Here is a 20351-nt window from a genome sequence, read left to right on the forward strand (position 1 = left end):
AATGCCTGGATAGTCGCAGACGATGTAGGGGGATTACACAAATGGCCGCCTGACTACAAGCGCGCTGGTTCTGCCTGAAAGCGATGATCGTGTATGATCTAGGCTCCGTTTCAGCGCAGAACGACATCTTTATTATGCCCACTTTTTCTTTACTTGCTCCGCCCCAGCCCGAGGGCGCGCGCGACACGCTTTACTGGACGTCGCCCCCCGGAAGCGCCGCCGCATTGGCCCTGGCTCGGCTCGCCGCTGACGCCCCACTGCTGGTGATCACCCCAAGCACCGCCAGCGCCCAGCGTCTGGAGCAAGACCTGTCGTTTTACAGCGATGTGCCGGTACTGCCCTTCCCCGATTGGGAAACGCTGCCCTATGACAGCTTTTCACCCCATCAGGATATCGTGTCGGCACGACTGCGCACGCTGAGACAGCTGCAGGACGGCGTGCGGGGACTTGTTCTGGTGCCCATCAATACGCTGATGCAGCGCCTGCCGCCGGTCGACTACATTGCCGGGCGCGTGCTGACCCTGAGCGTGGGCGACAAACTCGACCGCGAACCGTTCCGCGAGGCCCTCTCCCGGGCCGGCTACCGAGCGGTGGAAACCGTCTATGAACCCGGCGAATACGCCATGCGCGGCGCCCTGATCGACCTGTTTGCCATGGGCATGGACGCGCCCATCCGGATCGACCTGTTCGACGACGAAATCGATACCCTGCGGCATTTTGACCCGGGCAGCCAACGCTCTACCGACAAGCTCGACGCCATCGAACTGCTGCCCGCCCACGAGTACTCGCTGAGCCGGTCGTCGATTGCCTGCTTCCGCGAGCAGTTCGAGACACTTTTCGATGTCGATCCGCGTCAGTGCCCGCTGTACAACGATGCCCTCAAGGGCATCCCCTCGCCGGGACTCGAACACTATTTGCCGCTGTTTTTCGAACAGACAGCGTCCCTGTTCGACCACCTCACCAAGGACACGCGGGTCGCCATGCTACCCGAGGTCTATCAGGCGGCCGAACAGCACTGGCAGGCAATTGAAAGCCGCTACGCCAACCTGGGCGTCGACCCCACGCGGCCGCTGCTGCCGCCCCACCGCGCCTTCTTCCCGGTCAGCGACGTGTTCGCGGCGATCAAGCAGCGCCCGAGAGTCGAGCTGACCGACGACCCCGACCAGCGCCATGCGCTAGCGCCCATGGCCCAGGCACTGCCGCCCTTAGCGGTAAATCCTCGCGCCAAGCGCCCGCTCGGCGAGCTGGCCGATTTTCTCCAGCGCGAGGACGCCTCCCGCGTTCTGCTGGTGGCCGAGTCCCGGGGGCGACGCGAAGCCCTGGAGGAACTGCTGACGCCGCTGTCGCTGAAGATTCCCCACGTCGACAGCTTTAAGGCGTTTCTCGAGGGCGATCAGCCCATTGCGATTACCGAAGGACTGATCGACAGCGGCCTGTGGCTGACCGAACCACCCCTGGCGGTGATCAGCGAAACGGAGCTGTTCGGCGACGTGGTACGCCAGAGCCGCCGCCGTGAAAAGGCCACCGACGATAACGAGTTTGCCGTTCGCCATCTTTCAGAACTGCGCAAAGGCGCCCCGGTGGTACACCAGGCCCACGGCGTGGGTCGCTACATCGGCCTCGAAGCGCTGGAGGCCGGCGGCCAGGCCAACGAGTTTCTGGCGCTGGAATACGCCGACGGGGCCAAGCTTTATGTCCCGGTGGATAGCCTTCATCTGATTTCCCGCTACAGTGGTGCCGATGACGAACTGGCTCCGCTGCACAAGCTCGGCTCTGACCAGTGGGAAAAAGCCCGCAAAAAAGCCGCCGAGAAAATTCGCGACACCGCAGCGGAACTGCTCGACATCTATGCCCGTCGCGAAGCACAGGAAGGCGTGGTGTACGAAGCGCCCAGCGATGATTACGCCCGTTTTGCGGGCAACTTCCCGTTCGAAGAGACCCCCGACCAGCAGGCGGCCATCGAGGCGGTCATCAATGACATGACCTCGCCCCAGCCCATGGATCGCGTCGTCTGTGGCGACGTTGGGTTCGGCAAGACCGAAGTCGCCATGCGCGCCGCCTTTCTGGCCGTGCAGTCGGGGCGTCAGGTCGTTGTGCTGGTGCCCACCACTCTGCTGGCACGCCAGCACTTCGAGAACTTCCGCGACCGCTTCGCCGACACGGCGGTCAATATCGGCCTTATTTCGCGTTTTACCCATGGCAAGGAGATGAGCAAGACGCTCGACGACATCAAAAACGGCCAGACCGATATCGTCATCGGCACCCATAAGCTGCTGGCCAACAGCGTCGCGCTGCCCAAGATGGGGTTGCTGATCATCGATGAGGAGCACCGCTTTGGCGTTGCCCAGAAAGAGAAACTCAAGACCCTGCGAGCCGAAGTCGATATTCTCACGCTGACGGCCACGCCGATCCCCCGGACCTTGAACATGGCGATGAGCGGCATTCGCGACCTGTCGATCATCGCCACGCCGCCGGCGCGACGCCTGTCGGTCAAGACCTTTGTCCAGCAGCATCAGGACGGCGTGATCAAGGAAGCTCTGTTGAGGGAAATCCTGCGCGGCGGCCAGGTATACTTCCTGCATAACGAGGTCAAGACCATCGAGAATGCCGCCGAGCGCATTCGCACCCTGGTGCCGGAAGCCCGCGTGGCGGTCGCTCACGGACAACTGCCCGAGCGCAGCCTCGAGCGGGTGATGTCCGATTTTTATCACCGGCGCTTCAACGTACTGGTCTGCTCGACCATTATCGAAACCGGTATCGACGTGCCCAGCGCCAACACCATCATCATCGAGCGGGCCGACAAATTTGGCCTGGCCCAGCTGCACCAGCTGCGCGGGCGGGTGGGTCGCAGCCACCACCAGGCTTACGCATACCTGCTGACGCCGACGCCCAAGGTGATGACACGCGATGCCAAAAAACGCCTGGACGCGATCAGCGCCTCCGACGACCTGGGTGCCGGCTTCACCCTGGCAAGCCACGACATGGAAATCCGCGGCGCGGGGGAGCTGCTGGGCGACGAGCAAAGCGGCCAAATGGAAACCATTGGCTATACCCTGTACATGGAAATGCTGGATCGTGCGGTGAAGGCCATTCGCGCGGGCAAGACACCCAATATCGACGCCCCCTTCGATAGCGGCGTCGAAATCAGCCTCAACCTGCCGGCGCTGATTCCCGACGATTATATCCATGATGTCCAGCAGCGGCTGGTGATGTACAAGCGCATCGCCAATACCCAAAGCGACACCGAGCTCAAGGAGCTGCAGGTAGAATTGATCGACCGTTTTGGCCTCCTGCCCGCGCCGGTCAAGCACCTCATCCGCCAGACGCGGCTGCGTCAGCGTGCCGAGCAGCTCGGCATCAAGCGCCTGGAAGCAGGCGAGAAACGTGGCCGCATCATCTTCGATACCCACACCCAGGTGGATCCCTATACCCTGGTGACGCTCATCCAGACGTCGCCCCAACACTACCGGCTTGACGGCTCGGATACGTTACGCTTCGAATTTGACATGGAAACGATCGACCAGCGGTTTGAGCATATCGAGTCACTGTTAACCACACTCAATCAAAAAGTGGCGGCCGCGTAAGGGTTGCGGCAAACTGCGCCTATTGCCATCGCCAGAACCAGCGATGTATTCACTGATTAGGAACACCCATGAACATTCGTCATACTCTTTTCTGCTGGGGCCCTACCAGCCTTGCGGTGCTGCTAGCGGCGAGCCTGTCGGCGCCTGTGATGGCGCAATCGGACGACGAGTCGTCGAACGACACTACCCTCGAAGTCAGCGAAACGGCCATTGAAAGCGCCGAGTTGGTAGCGGTGAAGTCGCCCAACAACCTTCCTCGCGGCGAGTTTCGCCTGCCCGAAGAAGGCGATGTGATTGGTGAGCGCTATACCGTCACTGTCGAGAATCCTGAAGACACGCTGATCGATATCGCGCGGCGGCACAATATCGGTTACGAAGAAATTCGCATGGCCAACCCCGATGTCAGTATCTGGGTGCCGGGGGAAGGCACGGAAGTCGTCATTCCGTCCCGCTACATTCTGCCGCCGGTTGAACGCGAAGGTATTGTGATCAACCTGTCGGAACTGCGTCTCTACTACTACCCTGCCGACAAGCCTGGCATCGTCGAGACATATCCAGTGAGCGTAGGTCGCGAGGAATTTGCCACGCCGGTCGGCAAGACCAAAACCACCATCAAGGTGAAGGATCCGGCCTGGTCGCCACCCGCCTCCATGCGGCGGGAAGCCGCCGAACGTGGCGAACCTGCCCCCTCGGTGGTACCCGCAGGTCCCGACAATCCGCTTGGCCGCCACGCGATTCTGCTCGGCCTGCCAAGCTACCTGATTCATGGTACCAACCGCCCGGACGGCGTGGGAATGCGCGTCAGCCGGGGCTGTATCCGCATGTACCCGGAAGATATCGAATCGCTCTACGAGCGGGTCCCAAGCGGCACCCCCGTGAACCTGATTGACGCGCCGTTCAAGGCTGGCTGGGCGTCTGACGGCACGCTGTTTGTGCAGTCCTACCCGCAGCTCGAAGAAAACCTGGATGATTTCGAGCCGCTGCTAGAAGCCCTCAAGCGTGTTTCCGAACTCACCGACGACAAGGTGCCGGTTGACTACGCCCAGATAAGGCATGCGGTAGAGTCGCCCAACGGTGAGTTTATCGCTCTGTACGGCCCTCAGGCGCCTGCCCCTGAGCCGGAGGAGCCTTCCCCCCTTGAGCAGGGCATCTTTGAAGAGCTTGAACTGACCAAGGCATCCAGTGACGATGACGAGGCGTAAGCCTCTCATTGCCAACGCATCGGCCAGCAAACGCCAGCCACAAAAAACCCCGCCGAAGCGGGGTTTTTTGCATGCCTAGTCGTTGTGAAGAACTTGGCTCTCACAACTGCTAAGTCATATTACTTCTGCATGGAACGCTCGAACATGCGCTCCATTTCAGCACGGTTCTGCTCGGACATCTGCAGGGCTGCTTGCGCGTCGCGCTGAGCCTGGTTGGCAGTGTTCAGAGCTTGAGAAGCCATGCTACGTGCTTCAGCGGCATCAGCTTGTGCTGATTCAGCTGTCATGCGAACTTCTTCCAGTGCGCCGGTAGACGCACAACCAGCCAGGATGGCCAGTGAAGCGGCAGCAGCAGACATCTTCAGAGTTGTCTTAAAAGTCATCGTGTTCTCCTTGGATCTTCCTTGGGTACAACGTTTAAGGGTATGACAAACATCAGGCTACGAAACGAGTCTGAATTTGTCTACCTGCGGTGCAGGTTCTTGACAGTGACTTGTGCCGCAAAGCACGTGAGCCAAACGCTGTTTTATAATAGTCCACAACGCTTGTCTATAGCCACTCGTGTAAAGCCTCGAACTTCCTTCTGCAACACCAGCTTAGCGGATCACCACGCGGGTGCCAACCTCGACCAGCTCGGTAAGGCGCTCGATTTGCGAATTGGTCACCGCGACACAGCCTTGCGTCCAGTGATAGCGGCCATGAATCTCTGGATCGGCCTCGCCCAGGCCATGAATGCCAATGGCGCCGCCCAGCACGGTATCCTGAGGGGGCTGCCGGTGACGTCGGTAGTAATCGAAGTAGGCATCGTAATCGGCCTGAGAGTAGGTGCCGTCTTGTAACGCCATGCGCGCATGGGTCGGGGTCGGGTAATTGACCCCCATGAAGATGTGCCACTTGCTGTCGTGATTGAAACGATTGATGCGGAACTCACCCAGCGGCGTGGCGTTGCCACCACGCAGCCGCTGGGTGCGTGCGCCTCCGCGACCGAGGGAAACCGGACGGAACGCCTCGACCACGCTATTGCCACGATAAACGGTGAGTGTCGCTGCCTTATCGTCAATCAGCACCCACTGCTCACCGGGCTCGCGCGGCCTTGCAGCGCGCTGCAGCTGATCCGCCACCAGGTCAGGGAAGGCTTCAGACGCTAGCGTAACCTTGGCTGCCGCACTGGCAGCCGCAGGAAACCCCATGGCCAAGGCCAGGAAATGGCGACGGGTAAACGGCTTCATGCAAGGCTCTCACACAGGAAATGGGTAACGGCATATTGCCGTGGCAGAAACTTTATACCGTACATCAAGGCTGCCTCCAATAGGCGTTATCCTATTAAACGCCCTGCAGCTCTTCGATGCTCGCTACTATGCGCCGCAGCTCGGCATTGTGACCTTCCGCCAAGGCGTTGAAAAACTCGGCCTCGGGTTCGATCACGGCCCGGTTGACCCGGTGGCGATAGAGCGCTTCCAGGGTGCGATGCGCCTCGACCGCCGATTCCATGACCGCCTCGATGGAGTTACCCAGCGGCTTATCGGCCAGTTGCTGGAGCTCGGGCGGCTGGGGAAAATCGCTGGGATCGTCGAACCACGTCTCCAGCACCTCGCGCTTTTCGTGGCTTTCATCGAAAATAGCGCGCAGCCCGGCCTGCATACGGGTTTCATGATCGGCCAGGTAGCTGAGCACCATCTGCAGACGCTCGCTTTCGCAATCGGCGGCCCGAGCGCTGTACTGACTGGCGAGGCGACCATGATAGGCCTCGACCCAGGCGATCAAATCTTTCACTTGGTTATAGCGCATTGTCGTTTCCTTCTTGCCCTTCTCTTACCGGCCCACGTCTTTCAGGCCCCTCTTTTGCCAGCTACGCGCTTCACACGGCCTGGCCCGCTACTGCGTTACCACTCCTGGCTGGTTTCGCGCAGCGCGGCCACTTCACGCTTGGCGGCGTTGAGCTGCGTCACGAGCTGATCCCCAAGGCTGGCCTGATCGCTCACCGCAATCATCGACGGATTGGCTGCACGTCGCTTGGCCGCACCGTCGCTGCTGTGCAGACTGTTCAGTTGCTCTACTAGCCAGAACAGCCAGCTGTCCGGCTGATGGACGAGATCGCGCAGGCGCTGAAGCTCGGCCATGGCCGGACCGTCGTCGGACAGTAGATAACGCCATTCGTGCTGTGACAAGCGGGCATGCTCCGTCACTTCACGCAACAAAGAGGTTAGCGCCAGCTCAAACAGGGCGAGCGCGCCTTCTTCCTGCGCCATGCGTCGCGCGGTGGCGTGTTCGTCATCTTCGGCGGTCGAAACCGCCAGCAGCTCAGCCTGATAGAGCAACTGGTTGGTGCGCGATTGATCACTCATTTTTTGCGCTTGTCCTCCACGTGCCACTTGCCGCCTTCATAGGTTGCCTTCCAGCCGGTGGCCTTGCCCTCTTCATCGGTCATCACGTACTGCTCTTTGAACTTGCGCGAGTAACGGATCTGCGCCGGGCGTCCATCCGGATCTTCACTGGGCGCATTGAGGATGTAGTGGTACTTCTCGGGCAGCTCGTCGGCATGCGCCTTGAGCTCCTTGACCAGCGGCGGGCGCGTTTCGCGGTTCTTGGGGAATTTGCTCGCCGCCAGGAACAACCCGCTCGCACCGTCGCGCAGCACGTAGTGATCGTCGACCTTCTGGCAGGCAAGCTCCGGCATTGCAATAGGATCCATTTTGGGCGGCGCCACTTCGCCACTTCTTAACAGCTTGCGCGTATTTTTACACTCGCTGTTGGTACAGCCGAAATACTTGCCGAAGCGGCCCGATTTAAGCTGCATGTCGGCACCGCACTTGTCGCATTCGATCAGCGGCCCGTCGTAGCCCTTGATCTTGAACTTGCCAGTTTCGACCTCGTAGCCTTCACAATCCGGACTGTTGCCGCAGATATGCAGCTTGCGAGTTTCGTCAATCAGATAGTTGTCCATCGCCGTCCCGCATGTCGGGCAGCGGCGCTTGGCGCGCAGGGCGTCGGTCTCGGCGGCTTCATCGGCATCGGCAGCCACCGCTTCCTCGCCGGGAATCAGGTCGATAGTGGTCTTGCAGCGCTCCTTGGGCGGCAGGTTGTAGCCACTGCAGCCCAGGAAAACACCCGTGGACGCCGTGCGGATCTGCATTTTGCGGCCGCAGCTGGGGCAGTCGATATCGGTGGGCACCGGCTGGTTGGGGCGCATGCCTTCTTCGCTTTCCGCCTGGACGAGCTCGTCGCGGAATTCAGCGTAGAACTCATCCAGCAGGCCCCGCCAGTTGCGCTCGCCTTCGGCCACTTCATCGAGGCTATCTTCCATGCGGGCCGTAAACGAGAAGTCCATCAGATCCGGGAAGGACTCCTTCAATCGCTCGGTAACGATGTCGCCGAGCTTTTCGGCATAGAAGCGGCGATTCGCCAGCTGCACGTAGCCACGATCCTGGATCGTCGAGATGATCGAGGCGTAGGTCGAGGGACGCCCGATCCCCTGCTTTTCGAGCTCCTTGACCAGGCTCGCTTCGGTGTAGCGCGCGGGCGGCTTGGTGAAGTGCTGCTGCGGGTCGAGCGCTTCCAGGGTCATCGACGTGCCGATGGGGAGATCGGGCAGGCGCTGATCTTCATTTTTACCGCTGGGCTTCATGACCCGGGTATAGCCGTCGAACTTGAGCACGCGCCCTTTGGCCCGCAACTCGTAGCCGTCCACTTCAACGCTCAGAGTGCTGGAAAGGTACTCGGCGGGCGTCATCTGGCAGGCGACGAACTGGCGCCAGATCAGCTCGTACAAACGCTCGGCATCACGCTCCATGCCCACCAGGTCGGTTGCCTGGCGGTCTACGCTTGAGGGACGAATGGCCTCGTGGGCTTCCTGAGCGCTTTCCTTGCTGCTGTAGCGATTGGGCGTGTCGGGCAGATAGCGCGGCCCGTACTCTTCGCCGATAAAGCTGCGCGCGTTTTCCACCGCGTCTTTCGACAGGTTGGTGGAATCGGTACGCATGTAGGTAATGTAGCCCGCCTCATAAAGCCGCTGGGCCATGGTCATGGTCTTTTTCACTGAAAAGCCCAGGCGCCCGCTGGCTGCCTGCTGCAGCGTCGAGGTGATAAACGGCGCCGTCGGCTTTGAGCTGGTTGGCTTATCTTCCCGGGAGGTAATCGACAGCTTGGCTTTTCTGAGCTGTTCGATACGTTCCAGCGTGTCTTTTTCCGACGTCGGGCGAAACGCCTTGCCATCCTGGCGCACCAGGGCAAAGCGCACCTGGTCGCCCTCCGGCGAGGCCAGATCGGCATGCACGTCCCAGAACTCCTCGGGGATGAACGCACGAATTTCGCGCTCGCGTTCGACAATCAAACGTACCGCCACGGACTGAACGCGACCCGCCGACAGCCCCCGGGCGATCTTGGCCCAGAGCAGCGGCGACAGCATGAAGCCAACCACCCGGTCCAGGAAACGCCTGGCCTGCTGGGCTTCGACTCGCGGAATATTCAAGGCGCCCGGTGCCTTGAAGGCATCCTGAATGGCGTTCATGGTGATCTCGTTGAACACCACTCGCTTGTAGCGACTGTCGTCTCCACCGATGGTTTCGCGCAGGTGCCAGGCAATCGCTTCACCCTCGCGATCCAAATCCGTTGCCAGATAAACGGCGTCGGCTTTTTCGGCGAGCTTTTTAAGCTCGGCCACGACCTTTTCCTTGCCGGGCAGCACTTCATAGTTCGCTTCCCAGCCGTTATTCGGGTCGATGCCCATTCGCCGAATCAGTTGGTCCTGCGCCTTGAGCTTTTTGTACTCGGCTTTCTCGTCCGCCGACATCTTGCGTGTTGCCGCGGCTTGGCGAGCGCGCTCCTTGGGGTCAGAGGCTGCCTTACCTGAGCCGCTGGTCGGCAGGTCACGGATGTGACCCACGCTCGACTTTACGATGAAATCGTTGCCGAGGTATTTATTGATCGTCTTCGCTTTGGCGGGCGACTCGACGATGACCAGTGACTTGCCCATAGTGCTCCACTTTCTTAGTGCACACGCTGACGGTGCAATGAATACGTTGCCGCCACAGCCATCACAAGCCGCGCGGTCGGAAAAATGCGCCTACCCTACCCCAGCCCATTGCGAAGCGCCAGTGGTGAGCACAAGGATACCGTCGCGTTGGTGGTGACGAGCATCAGGCTTTTCAATCAAGGCGTTGCTAGACACTAGACTGCCGCTAGCGCAACGGCAACCCAAAATTCCTCAGTCCAGAACGCAAACACCCCCGCCGACCGGCAGGGGTGCAGAGCTCGCGCAACGCCATCACTCGCCTTCGGGCGGGGTCTTGCGTTTAGCTGGTGTGGCTTTTTTGGTACTCGCCGTTGCAGGCTTGGCCGCGGGCTTCTCGGCCACGTCCTTGGCCGCCTGCTGCGGGGCTTGCGGGCTTGACGCCACCTGCTGCTGGACAGCCGGGCGGGCCTGATCGAACAGCTCGCCGACCTGGGTCAGGCGTGATGCGACATGCTCCGACAGCTCACCGCTCGCCGACAGCACATCTTCGAGATGCGACATATGCGCGTCGATCTCGTCGTTGCTTTGCCCCTTCAACAGAGCAGGCAAGGCGTTGAGCGCCTGCTCGCGGTCCAGCTTCAGGATAAAGAACTGCTCACGCACCAACCGCTTGAAGTCGCACAGCTTGGCATTGGGCTCAAGAGCCGCCCGTGATGCGCGTAGCCGCTTGAAGTTGCGCTCGTCGGTGGCCGGCGCGCCGCCCAGGATATAAATCAGCGCCCGCATGACGGCTTCGTGGGAGCCACCCTTGGCAATCTTGGCGCGCAGTTCCTCCTGGCGCTGCTCTATAAAGCGACGGTGCTCGGGCTCAGCGCCGGGACGACGGCGGTGTACGTGCGCGTCACCATAGAGACCGACGGCCGCCTGCAAGAGGGGTTGGCCGTAGATATCCATGAACAGCCGTTCGGTGGCGCTATCCCGCGCATCACGAAAGGCGTTGAGCCCGGTGACGATTTGATCCGACGTCATGGTTTCCACGGCCTTGAACAGGTTGTCCTCGCCCACTGGGTGACGCGATAGGCGAATCCGGTCGGCCATGACCGGCAACGGCACGGTCATGGGGTTGCGGTCCGACAGTAGCTTGTAACCCAACCGGATGGGGTGCATACGACGAATCAAGCGGGCGGCTTCCGGCGTCATGACCGCCTGCAACCAGGGCTGCATATACAAACGGTACAGGCCAAGATTGATTTCGGAAATGCGCGCCACCGTAGCAAACCGGCGGTCGTCCTCCGGCTTGTGCATGACCTCACGGTCCAGCTCGTCGAAATCGCGGGGGGTAAACTCAAGCAGGTAGTCGCGCTCGATCAGCTCGCCTTCGTCGTGATCATCGGCATGGGTGATCGTGGTCTCATAGAGTCCCGGCGGCATCACATCGATGTAGTCCATGTTGGCCGTGAACTCGGTATGTTCCTTGCGCGACACGCTGCTCGACACGAAGATGCCCAGGTGACCGGTAGTATCGTGCTGACAGTAAACGATGGTCTGCTCGTTGGCGATAATATCGTTTTCGTCTTCGTACAGATCGCGAATCCAGCCCAGCGCTTGGGGCGGCGGGGTAATATCGTCGCCGCGCGAGCAGAACACCACCACCGGTGAACGCACGTTGCGTAGATCGATGCGGCGACCGTCGCGGGTTACCAGTTGGGCGGTCGACAGGCGATTGCCGACAAACAGGTTATCGACGATGTACTGGATTTCTTCGCCGCCCAGCACCACATGGCCGCCCCACCAGCGCTCGAATTCGAGGTAGCGATTAGACTCGGTATCCACGTTGGCAAACAGGTGGTACTGCTTCTTCCAATAGGTATTAGCCGGATTGAGGCGCTCGAAGTTCTGCACCAGCCAGGCGCCGTCGAACAGGCCATTGCCCAGATCACTGGTCAATGCCGTCACCCAGCTGCCGCCGGTCATTCCGCCGGTATAGCGCATCGGTGCCTTGCCGTGCTCGCCTGCCCAGTAGGACAGCGGGGCACCGGCGATCAGAATCGGGCCGAAGACATCAGGCTCCAGGGCGGCCGCCATCATCAGCTGCCACCCGGCCTGACAGTTGCCGACGACCATGGGCTTTTCCGTGGTTTCGGGGTGGCGCTCGATCACATGGCGCAGAAACGCCACTTCCGACTCGACCACATCCTCGACGGTCTGCCCCGGTTCAGGAAACGGCAGGAAACCGATGAAGTAACAGGGATGACCTGCCCTCAACGCCACTCCCAATTCGCTGTCGGGTTTGAAGCCGCCGATACCCGGCCCGTGCCCGGCACGCGGATCCACCACCACAAAGGGGCGACTAAGCGGATCAGTTTCTACCCCCTTGGGCGGTATGACGCGCAATAGTTCGTAGTTGGTGGGCTGGGGCAAGGTGCGGCCATCCACCAGCACTTCGGTTTCAAACCCCAACACGCTGGGCTTGGTCTGTTCCATGTGGGCCAGGTATTGATTGCCGCGCTCGCGCATCACATCCAGGTAAAGCACGCTACGTTCAACGCTGTCTCGCCAGTAGTCAAAGGCGGCACGACCAAACCCGAAAGGGTCGAACAGCGAGGCCATGGCATCGCTCACGGATGCCGTCGCGTCCTCTTGGCTTGCCGACGGGCGAGCTTGAGTTGGCATTAGAGGGTTAGCGAAGAAGTTCATAGAGTCTCCCATTGGGTTAATGCGGAAGCATCGAACCCGAAAGCAATGATGCTGCAACGCAATATAGTTTAGGACACTCGCTGCGACACGTCGATGCCTATTGCAGACTCATTGGTATAACCTATGGCCGGTGCTCGGTTGCCACAGCCCTGAACCATCGGCCGTCGAAAACGTTCTCACCGAGCAGTCGCCTTTTATGCCGCCCTCAATGGATCAAGGATCGCCATGTCGTTGCTAAACCGCCTCACGTTTCGCCAGCTCCAGGTCTTTCAGGCGGTGCTCGTGCAGCGCTCCTACTCCCGCGCAGCAGCAGAGCTGGGGCTGACCCAGCCCGCAGTCAGCGCCCAGATTCGCCAGCTGGAACAGGCCCTGGGGCAACCCTTGTTCAAATACAGCGGCAAAACGCTGCATGTACTGCCTGCCGCCGAGACCCTCTCGGACTCCACACGAGAAATTTTCGGCCAGCTCTCGCGTCTGCAGATGACCCTGGGCGAACAGAACGGCAAGCTTTCAGGCGAGCTGAACTTGACTGCGGTGTCCTCCGCCCAATACGTGGTGCCCTACCTGCTGGCCAGATTCCGCGCCCACTATCCGGACATCAACGTGCGGCTGCATGTCTGCAACCGCCGCCAGGCCCTCGAGCGCCTGGGCGAACAGCGCGATGACCTGGTGATCATGGCCATGGTGCCCGAGGATGACCGCCTGGTGGTGATGCCTATTCTGGAGAACGAGCTGATTGCCGTGGTATGGCCCCATCACCCGCTACTCTCGATGCCCAACCCCTCTCTGAGCGATTTTGCCCGCCACTACGTGCTGATGCGCGAACCCGGCTCTGGGGTGCGCAATGCGTTCGAGCAGCTCGCCGGCCACAAGGACGTTGCGCTTGCCCACTGCATCGAGATGGGCACCAACGAAGCCATCAAGCAAGGGGTCATGGCGCAGCTGGGCGTCGCCGTACTGCCCCGCCTGGCGGTCAAGCTGGAAATCGAGCAGGGATTACTCACCGAATTGGCACTGCCCGATTTTCCCATTCGCCGCTCCTGGTGCACGGTGTATGCTCGCGAGCGCTACCCCTCGCCGGTCACCGAGCTCTTCCTGCGTTTTGTGCGTAATCACCTGGCCGAGCACCGTGAACATTTTCGGTCACCGCCGAGCCCGCTGCCCAGTCATGGAGTCGCCTGCCTGCCGATGACAGGCAACTAGGCGGCGGTGTCGTGCAAAAGGCAAATTATGTTACATTAAGCCTTACTACCTGCGTATCAATCGGCATGCCGTCAGACAAGGCTTACCCGCCAGATGACGTTGTCTGCCGCCCAGTAGAGAGGCTCTCTCGCTATGAGCAATAACACCTCGCCACGTGTCCCCAGCGGTGAAAAATTCCGCAACGAGCACGGCATGACGGTGATCAAAGATGGCATGAAGCAGCGCAAGGCCGAGGCTGAGGCCCCTTCTTTAGATCGCAAGCCTAAATGGCTGCGCGCTCAGATCCCCGGTGGCGAGCGCTTTGAGGCGGTCAAGAAGAACGTCGCCACCCACCGGCTGAGCACGGTGTGCGCCGAATCCCACTGCCCGAACATGGGCGAGTGCTGGAGCAACGGCACGGCGACGATCATGCTGATGGGGTCGGTATGTACGCGTGCCTGCCGTTTCTGCGCGGTCGACACCGGCAACCCGCAAGGCTGGCTTGATCACGAGGAGCCTGAAAACACGGCGAAATCGGTTGAGCTGATGGGCCTTCGCTACATCGTGCTGACCTCGGTCGACCGCGACGATCTGGACGACGGCGGCGCCGGCCACTACGCCAACTGCATTCGCGCCATCAAGGCGCGTACGCCTCACGTGGTGGTGGAAGCACTGACCCCGGATTTCGACGGTGCGCCAGCAGCGATCGAGCAAGTAGCCGATTCCGGTCTTGAAGTCTTTGCCCAGAACGTCGAAACGGTGGAGCGGCTGACCAGCCGGGTGCGCGACCCCCGGGCGGGCTACCGCAAGACGCTGGATGTGCTGGCCCATGCAAAACGCCATCGTCCCGGCGTGATCACCAAGACCAGCCTGATGCTCGGCCTGGGTGAAACCGACGAAGAGATCCTGCAGACGTTTGACGACCTCCGCGAGATCGGCGTCGATATCGTGACGCTGGGACAATACCTGCGCCCGACCAAGAACCACCTGCCGGTGGAGCGCTGGGTGACACCTGAGGAATTTGATCGCTACCGCGAAATCGGCCTTGAGAAAGGCTTCATGGAAGTGCCGTCGGGCCCGCTGGTTCGCTCGAGCTACCGTGCCGACCGGGTGTTTGAAAAGAACAACCTGGGGCTGGCGTCACCGGCCAAGGTGCCTGGTCAGGAACCGGATCCCAACTTGATCCCGGCGCTCAACGTCGGATAACTGCATTGCCCTGCCACCGCTACTCGGTTAGCGGTGGCCGTTCAACGCCCGCTACTAACGACCGCTTTAGCTTCCCCGCCAGCGCCTTGGCAAGCTGCTCACCTACCTGATGATCACCTGGCAGCGATACCCAGTCCGCCAGACGCGTCATCGGCATGCCCGCGTAGCCGCAAGGATTGATGCAGGCAAAAGGCGACAGATCCCCGTCCACATTGAGCGCCACACCGTGGAAGCTCGCCCCGCGGCGAATGCGTAACCCCAGTGAGGCGATCTTGGCCTCGCCGGCATCATCACTCACATAGACCCCCGGCGCATCAGGCCGCGCCCTCGCCGTCACGCCGTAACTTGCCAGCACCTCGATCACGGCGTCTTCGAGGGCGGTGACCAGCGTGCGTACACCGAGCTTCGTCCGACGAACATCCAGCAGCGGGTACAGCACCACCTGACCGGGGCCATGGTAGGTCACCTGTCCGCCCCGGTCGGTCTGCACCACCGGAATATCACCCGGCATCAGGATATGCTCGGGCTTGCCGGCTTGTCCCTGGGTAAACACCGGGTCGTGCTCGACCAGCCAGAACTGGTCGGGCGTATCGGCGTCGCGCTGGTCGGTCAACGAGCGCATTGCCTGCCAGACCGGCAGATAGGGCTTTCGACCCAGCACGTGCAGCTCGATGGGCGGGGCGGCCATTACACCACCATGTGCACAAGGCCAGTGGCTTTCAGCTCGTCGAACAGCTGGCTTAGCTGCTGCTCCCCGGTGGCCGTAATGGTGACACGCACCGATTGAAAACGCCCGTTGCGACTATCAATGACCTGCATGGTCGTTTCATCGAAATCAGGCGCATGGCGAATGATCACCTGACAGACCCGCGCCGGAAAATCCTCGGTGGCATCCCCCACCACCTTGATCGGGTAGGGGCACGGGAAGTTGATCTTGGGCGGCTCTTGCGTCGCCGGCTGACGCAGGTCGCGAAAGCCTTTCTGTCCACCTTTTGTTGACATGTCACACTCACTGATTTGGCAAATGGTAGGTCTATCCACGACAGTAAGACAGTCGCTACCTAGTCAGTAAAATCACTGATCAGGTTGGAGAAGAAACGCCGCACCTGATCAAGAAGCTTCTTGAAAAAGCCGCCTTCTTCGACGTCTTCCAGGGCAACCAGGCGCCGTTCACCAACGACGCGGTCACCCATGTGAATCTCCAGCGTGCCGACTTCGTCGCCCACAGTCAGGGGTGCCTGGAGATCGGCGTTAAGGTTCAATCGCGCACGCAGCTCGTCGCTGCGGTTGCGCGGCAACGTCATGGTGACTTTCTCATCGACACCGACGCGGACTTCGTTGATATCACCACCCCAGACCCGCGGCGTTGCCAGCACGGCGCCACGGTCGTAGAGGTTCATGGTTTCAAAAAAGCGGAAGCCGTAACTGAGTAGCTTCTGGGTTTCCTGGGCGCGGGCTTCTTCAGAATCGGTGCCCATGACCACCGAGATCAGCCGCATATCGTCACGCTTGGCCGACGACACCAGGCAATAACCAGCCTCTGACGTCCAGCCAGTCTTCAAGCCGTCAACCGAAGGGTCACGCCATAGCAGGCGATTACGGTTGGGCTGTTCGATGCCACCGTAGGTAAAGCTACGCTGGGAATAGATCGCGTAATGCTCGGGGTAGTCGTTGACAATGTGCTGTGTCAGCAACGCCATGTCACGCGCCGAGGAGTAATGGTTTTCTCCTGGAAGCCCGGTGGGGTTTTCGAAGTTCGAGTTGTTCATTCCCAGACGCGCCGCGTGCTGGTTCATCAAATCAGCGAACGGCGCTTCACCTCCTGCCAGGTGCTCGGCCATGGCCACGCTGGCATCGTTCCCGGAGACGATGACGATACCGTGCAGCAAGTCTTCAACGGCCACCTGATCGCCGACTTCCACAAACATCTTGGAGCCCCCAGTGCGCCAGGCGTTCTCGCTGATGCTAACCTGGTCGTCGAGGGCAATGCTGCCGCGGTCAAGTTCGCGCTCCACCAGATAGGCGGTCATCAGCTTGGTCAAACTGGCCGGTGGCAGGCGCTTATCAGCTTCATGCTCGGCCAGCACCTCACCGCTGTCAGCATCCATCAGGATCCATGATTTGGCAGCCAACTGGGGAGGCGCCGGTATGAGGGTTTGCGGCTGCGGCACCTCCTGGGCATCGACGGAAGGAGTGATCACCAGCGCGGCGGCCAAAACGCACAGTCGGGCGGAAGAAAAAAGGGTATTCAACACACTCATGGTAACAGTCTCGTTAACTTGAAAAGGACACGACCCGCAGTACGCGTCGACATAAAAAATGGTGCGCAATTATCGCACGATAAACACATCGGTAAAGCCCGCATCGTGCAATGCTTTACGGGCTTCAGCCTCCTGGTCGGCCGCAACCGGGCCCACCTGAACACGATACACATCATCACGGGCCTGAACCCTTACCTGATGTGCTAGTTCGTCGCTCAAGCGTGCTTGCAGCTGCTCGGCGGTCCGGGCGTCACCCAGCGCGGCAATTTGCAGATACACCGTTGAGGCGTCGTTTTCCGCCCCCGATTCAGCTTCGCTGCTGCGCGCCGGGGATGCCTGCGTTGGGGACGTTTCAGGCTCTGGTGCCGACAAGCGGCCGCCTGAACGCTGCGCCCGCCATTGAGCAGGATTAATCGCTTCCACCTTTACCTCGCCGGTACCTTCGTCCAGGATATCCAGACGCGCTGCGGCGGCATAGGACAGATCAATTTCACGGTCGCTGTGGAAAGGCCCGCGGTCGTTGACCCTGACGATCACTGACTGTCCATTGCGCTGGTTGGTCACTCGGGCGTAGGTGGGCAGCGGGAGGGAACGGTGCGCCGCCGACATCTTGTACATGTCGTAGATTTCACCGTTCGAGGTGGCATAGCCGTGAAATTTCTTACCGTACCATGAGGCCAGTCCGCGCTTGCTGTAGCCATCCGCATCCGGCAGTACATGGTAGGTCTTGCCCCATACTTCGTAGGTTGGACGATTGCCCGCACGGGAATAAGGTTCATCACGAGGTTGAGCATCCGGCACGTCAGAGACATCCGGCGGATCGAGTGGATAGGCATCACCACTCATCGCGTACCGCCCACCGGCCGTATCCCGGTCATTACTCTGTTTTGTCTCCATTGCTCCTGCGGAACGGTCGCCGCTCGACTGGCCCACCCCACTCGGCTGCTGGCTGGCACAGCCGCTGATCAGTGCCAGCACCAAGACGGCGCCGCCAAGGCGCTGATAGACACTAGCGTCATGCTTCATAAGTCACTCTCACCCTGTGCCTGTGATGTTGCATCCCCTATTGCCTCGGCCAGTTCGGTCACCGCCATGGCATAAAGATGGCTGTGATTGTAGCGAGTAATCACGTAAAAATTATGCAAACCAAGCCGATAGGAAAGTGTACCGTCGTCTTGGGTTAGCACCAGCGGCGATACCGCCACTCCCTCCTCCAGCGACATACCCGGCGTGATGCCCGCTTTTTTCAACGTGTTCAACGAGGTGCCGGGCGGCGTGATCTGGTTCACCGCAAGACCCTCAGGCGCTGACGCCGGCCCTTCGGCGGAATAGTAAATAGCGCCGTCTTCCTGCCAGCCGTGCTCCGCAAAATAGTTGGCCACGCTACCGATCGCGTCGACCGGGTTATTCCACAGATCGCGCAGGCCGTCGTCGTCGAAGTCCACGGCATAGGCCTGATAGCTTGTCGGAATGAACTGCGGATAGCCCATGGCGCCGGCGTAGGAGCCCGATAGCGTAGCGGGGTCGACCTGCTGCTCATGAGCGATCTGTAGGAAGGCGGCAAGCTCACGGGTAAAAAACTCGCCTCGCGTCGGGTGCTCGAAGGCCAGCGTCGCCAGTGAGTCCAGCACCGGGTGGCTGCCGCGATAGCGCCCGTAATAGGTTTCGACGCCGATAATGGCGGTGATGATGTCACGCGGGACGCCATACACGGCTTCGGCCTTGGCCAGCGCATCGTCATGGGCCTGCTGGAACGCCACGCCTTCTTCAATGCGCTGGTCGGTAATGAAGATGTCCCGATACTCATGCCACGCGAGGTGCCGCTCGGCTGCCCCTGCCATGGCATCCAGCACCGACTGACGAAGCTTGGCCTGGCGCAGCTGGTGATTTGCCCATTCCGCAGGCACTCCCTTGGCTTCAAGCCCTTTCACGAGACGCTGCGCCTGAGGGTAGTCGTCGGGATTAAAAACGCCACTGCCCTCCTCAGCCATGAGGGGAAGCGTCAGGCTGCCAATCAAGGCGCCCAGTATGCCGACACCTGCCATCCTTATGGCTTTACTCATTCGCTCGCTGCTCCTGTGGAATGCGCACTGTTATGCTTGCGCCATCGCTAGCGTGGAAGTAGCCGACGATGCGCATGAATCGACATGAGAATACCGAACCCCACCAGCAAGGTCACGCTCGAGGTTCCCCCGAAGCTGACCAGCGGCAAAGGAACTCCCACCACGGGCAGTATGCCGCTCACCATACCGATATTGACGAATACATAGATAAAAAACGTCAGAATAATACTGCCGGCGACCAAACGACCGAAAGTATTCTGCGACTGGCTGGCCAGCCAAAGTCCACGCCCGACAATCAGCAGGTAAAGAAAAATCACCACCACCATGCCAATGAGACCCAGCTCTTCTCCGAGCACCGCGACGATGAAATCGGTATGCGGCTCGGGTAGGAACTCCAGCTGGGACTGGGTGCCCTGCAGCCAGCCCTTGCCGAACACACCACCGCTGCCAATTGCCGTCGTCGACTGGATGATGTTCCAGCCCGCCCCCAGCGGGTCACTTTCAGGGTTGAGAAAGGTCAGCACGCGCTGCCGCTGGTAGTTATGCAGGTTCATCCACAGCAGCGGACACCCCGCCGCCAGCAGGGCAACGACAAGGCCGATCAGCCGCCAGGACAAGCCGGCCAGCAACACGACGATAATCGCCGCACTGGCCACAAGCAACGAGGTTCCCAAATCCGGCTGGGCGGCGATGAGCGACACGGGCAGACCAATAATCACCGCGCAGATCACGATATCCTTCAACTTGGGTGGCAGCTCGCAGCGGTACAGGTACGCCGCCACCATGATCGGCACCGCCAGTTTCATCATCTCCGACGGCTGAAAGCGGATGACACCGGGAATCTCCAGCCAGCGCTGAGCGCCCATGCCGATATCACCCACCAGCTCCACCGCCAGCAGCATCAGCACCCCGATGCCGTAAACCACGGGCGCCCAGCGCAAAAAGAAAATCGGCGAAAACTGCGCCACGACCAGCATGGCAAATAGCGCGACGGCAAAGCGAATGGCCTGGGCAATGACCACATTCATGCTCTGCCCCGAGGCGCTGTAGATCACCAGCAGTCCGCCCCCCATCAGCACCAGCAGCAGGCCGAGCAGCCAGGGATCCAGATGAATGCGCTCCCAGATACTACGCCGCTTGGGAATACCGCCGCTGGGGCGCACCGGTCGACCGCGCATTGAACGGGCCAAGGCCTGCCATGGCAT

16 protein-coding genes are annotated in these 20351 nt (G+C 60.5%); 4 read left to right on the top strand and 12 right to left on the bottom strand.

Translation table 11 applies throughout. The annotated features are described in order from the left end of the window. The first annotated feature begins 134 nt into the window (after positions 1 to 134). Together mfd and QC815_RS06425 are read left to right on the top strand one after the other, a co-directional pair. The gene (gene mfd, locus QC815_RS06420; protein WP_230448004.1) at positions 135 to 3584 is read left to right on the top strand and encodes a transcription-repair coupling factor; all 3450 of its coding nucleotides are present in this window, start codon (positions 135 to 137) and stop codon (positions 3582 to 3584) included. Positions 3585 to 3652: 68 nt separating this feature from the next. Beyond that, on the top strand, positions 3653 to 4786 hold the full coding sequence (locus QC815_RS06425) for a L,D-transpeptidase family protein (protein ID WP_309767564.1): 1134 nt from the start codon (positions 3653 to 3655) through the stop codon (positions 4784 to 4786). A 119-nt stretch (positions 4787 to 4905) separates the two neighbouring features. Here the strand turns inward: QC815_RS06425 and QC815_RS06430 are convergent, their stop codons facing one another. The 6 genes from QC815_RS06430 to QC815_RS06455 form a co-directional block, all read right to left on the bottom strand. Beyond that, positions 4906 to 5169, bottom strand: a complete 264-nt coding sequence (locus QC815_RS06430; RefSeq protein WP_085919284.1) for an Lpp/OprI family alanine-zipper lipoprotein — start codon at positions 5167 to 5169, stop codon at positions 4906 to 4908. Positions 5170 to 5382: 213 nt separating this feature from the next. Beyond that, a complete protein-coding gene (locus tag QC815_RS06435; RefSeq protein WP_309767567.1) occupies positions 5383 to 6015 on the bottom strand; it encodes a L,D-transpeptidase family protein in 633 nt (210 codons plus the stop codon). 94 nt (positions 6016 to 6109) lie between these two features. Next, positions 6110 to 6574, bottom strand: coding sequence for a 2-hydroxyacyl-CoA dehydratase (locus tag QC815_RS06440; RefSeq protein ID WP_230448001.1), 465 nt, complete (start codon positions 6572 to 6574; stop codon positions 6110 to 6112). Between the two features lie 95 nt (positions 6575 to 6669). Further along, entirely contained in the window at positions 6670 to 7131 is a 462-nt protein-coding gene (locus QC815_RS06445; RefSeq protein WP_230448000.1) for a DUF6586 family protein, read from the bottom strand. Continuing rightward, on the bottom strand, positions 7128 to 9758 hold the full coding sequence (gene topA / locus QC815_RS06450; protein WP_309767572.1) for a type I DNA topoisomerase: 2631 nt from the start codon (positions 9756 to 9758) through the stop codon (positions 7128 to 7130). Before topA ends, QC815_RS06445 begins: the two co-directional genes overlap by 4 nt. Positions 9759 to 10049: 291 nt before the next feature. Continuing rightward, positions 10050 to 12434: a DUF3141 domain-containing protein gene (locus QC815_RS06455; protein ID WP_309767574.1), complete on the bottom strand. Its 2385-nt coding sequence runs from the start codon at positions 12432 to 12434 to the stop codon at positions 10050 to 10052. A 225-nt stretch (positions 12435 to 12659) separates the two neighbouring features. Here QC815_RS06455 and QC815_RS06460 point away from each other — a divergent pair, with 225 nt between their 5' ends. After that, complete coding sequence (locus tag QC815_RS06460; RefSeq protein WP_309767576.1) at positions 12660 to 13637, top strand: LysR family transcriptional regulator; 978 nt, start codon at positions 12660 to 12662, stop codon at positions 13635 to 13637. A 132-nt stretch (positions 13638 to 13769) separates the two neighbouring features. Continuing rightward, on the top strand, positions 13770 to 14822 hold the full coding sequence (gene lipA, locus QC815_RS06465) for a lipoyl synthase (protein WP_230447996.1): 1053 nt from the start codon (positions 13770 to 13772) through the stop codon (positions 14820 to 14822). Between the two features lie 19 nt (positions 14823 to 14841). Here lipA and lipB read toward each other — a convergent pair whose 3' ends face one another. The 6 genes from lipB to rodA all read right to left on the bottom strand — a co-directional run bounded on the left by lipB (position 14842) and on the right by rodA (position 20351). Further along, positions 14842 to 15510: a lipoyl(octanoyl) transferase LipB gene (lipB, locus tag QC815_RS06470; protein WP_230447995.1), complete on the bottom strand. Its 669-nt coding sequence runs from the start codon at positions 15508 to 15510 to the stop codon at positions 14842 to 14844. Further along, positions 15510 to 15824: an HP0495 family protein gene (locus QC815_RS06475; protein WP_230447994.1), complete on the bottom strand. Its 315-nt coding sequence runs from the start codon at positions 15822 to 15824 to the stop codon at positions 15510 to 15512. Before QC815_RS06475 ends, lipB begins: the two co-directional genes overlap by 1 nt. Before the next feature lie 59 nt (positions 15825 to 15883). Continuing rightward, complete coding sequence (locus tag QC815_RS06480) at positions 15884 to 17083, bottom strand: D-alanyl-D-alanine carboxypeptidase family protein (protein ID WP_309767579.1); 1200 nt, start codon at positions 17081 to 17083, stop codon at positions 15884 to 15886. 69 nt (positions 17084 to 17152) lie between these two features. After that, positions 17153 to 18109, bottom strand: a complete 957-nt coding sequence (locus QC815_RS06485; protein ID WP_309767580.1) for a septal ring lytic transglycosylase RlpA family protein — start codon at positions 18107 to 18109, stop codon at positions 17153 to 17155. Then, the gene (gene mltB / locus QC815_RS06490) at positions 18106 to 19146 is read right to left on the bottom strand and encodes a lytic murein transglycosylase B (RefSeq protein ID WP_309767582.1); all 1041 of its coding nucleotides are present in this window, start codon (positions 19144 to 19146) and stop codon (positions 18106 to 18108) included. Before mltB ends, QC815_RS06485 begins: the two co-directional genes overlap by 4 nt. Before the next feature lie 47 nt (positions 19147 to 19193). Next, positions 19194 to 20351 (bottom strand): rod shape-determining protein RodA, encoded by a 1158-nt coding sequence (gene rodA / locus QC815_RS06495; protein WP_230447990.1) that lies wholly within the window; start codon positions 20349 to 20351, stop codon positions 19194 to 19196.

Origin of the sequence: Vreelandella gomseomensis, assembly GCF_031451645.1 — a bacterium.
Lineage (GTDB): Bacteria > Pseudomonadota > Gammaproteobacteria > Pseudomonadales > Halomonadaceae > Vreelandella > Vreelandella gomseomensis.

Excerpts from the sequence above, each read along its gene's own strand:
- mfd (WP_230448004.1), top strand. The coding sequence starts at position 135 with ATGCCCACTTTTTCTTTACTTGCTCCGCCCCAGCCCGAGGGCGCGCGC.
- QC815_RS06425 (WP_309767564.1), top strand. The coding sequence starts at position 3,653 with ATGAACATTCGTCATACTCTTTTCTGCTGGGGCCCTACCAGCCTTGCG.
- QC815_RS06430 (WP_085919284.1), bottom strand. The coding sequence starts at position 5,169 with ATGACTTTTAAGACAACTCTGAAGATGTCTGCTGCTGCCGCTTCACTG.
- QC815_RS06435 (WP_309767567.1), bottom strand. The coding sequence starts at position 6,015 with ATGAAGCCGTTTACCCGTCGCCATTTCCTGGCCTTGGCCATGGGGTTT.
- QC815_RS06440 (WP_230448001.1), bottom strand. The coding sequence starts at position 6,574 with ATGCGCTATAACCAAGTGAAAGATTTGATCGCCTGGGTCGAGGCCTAT.
- QC815_RS06445 (WP_230448000.1), bottom strand. The coding sequence starts at position 7,131 with ATGAGTGATCAATCGCGCACCAACCAGTTGCTCTATCAGGCTGAGCTG.
- topA (WP_309767572.1), bottom strand. The coding sequence starts at position 9,758 with ATGGGCAAGTCACTGGTCATCGTCGAGTCGCCCGCCAAAGCGAAGACG.
- QC815_RS06455 (WP_309767574.1), bottom strand. The coding sequence starts at position 12,434 with ATGAACTTCTTCGCTAACCCTCTAATGCCAACTCAAGCTCGCCCGTCG.
- QC815_RS06460 (WP_309767576.1), top strand. The coding sequence starts at position 12,660 with ATGTCGTTGCTAAACCGCCTCACGTTTCGCCAGCTCCAGGTCTTTCAG.
- lipA (WP_230447996.1), top strand. The coding sequence starts at position 13,770 with ATGAGCAATAACACCTCGCCACGTGTCCCCAGCGGTGAAAAATTCCGC.
- lipB (WP_230447995.1), bottom strand. The coding sequence starts at position 15,510 with ATGGCCGCCCCGCCCATCGAGCTGCACGTGCTGGGTCGAAAGCCCTAT.
- QC815_RS06475 (WP_230447994.1), bottom strand. The coding sequence starts at position 15,824 with ATGTCAACAAAAGGTGGACAGAAAGGCTTTCGCGACCTGCGTCAGCCG.
- QC815_RS06480 (WP_309767579.1), bottom strand. The coding sequence starts at position 17,083 with ATGAGTGTGTTGAATACCCTTTTTTCTTCCGCCCGACTGTGCGTTTTG.
- QC815_RS06485 (WP_309767580.1), bottom strand. The coding sequence starts at position 18,109 with ATGAAGCATGACGCTAGTGTCTATCAGCGCCTTGGCGGCGCCGTCTTG.
- mltB (WP_309767582.1), bottom strand. The coding sequence starts at position 19,146 with ATGAGTAAAGCCATAAGGATGGCAGGTGTCGGCATACTGGGCGCCTTG.
- rodA (WP_230447990.1), bottom strand. The coding sequence starts at position 20,351 with ATGCCATGGCAGGCCTTGGCCCGTTCAATGCGCGGTCGACCGGTGCGC.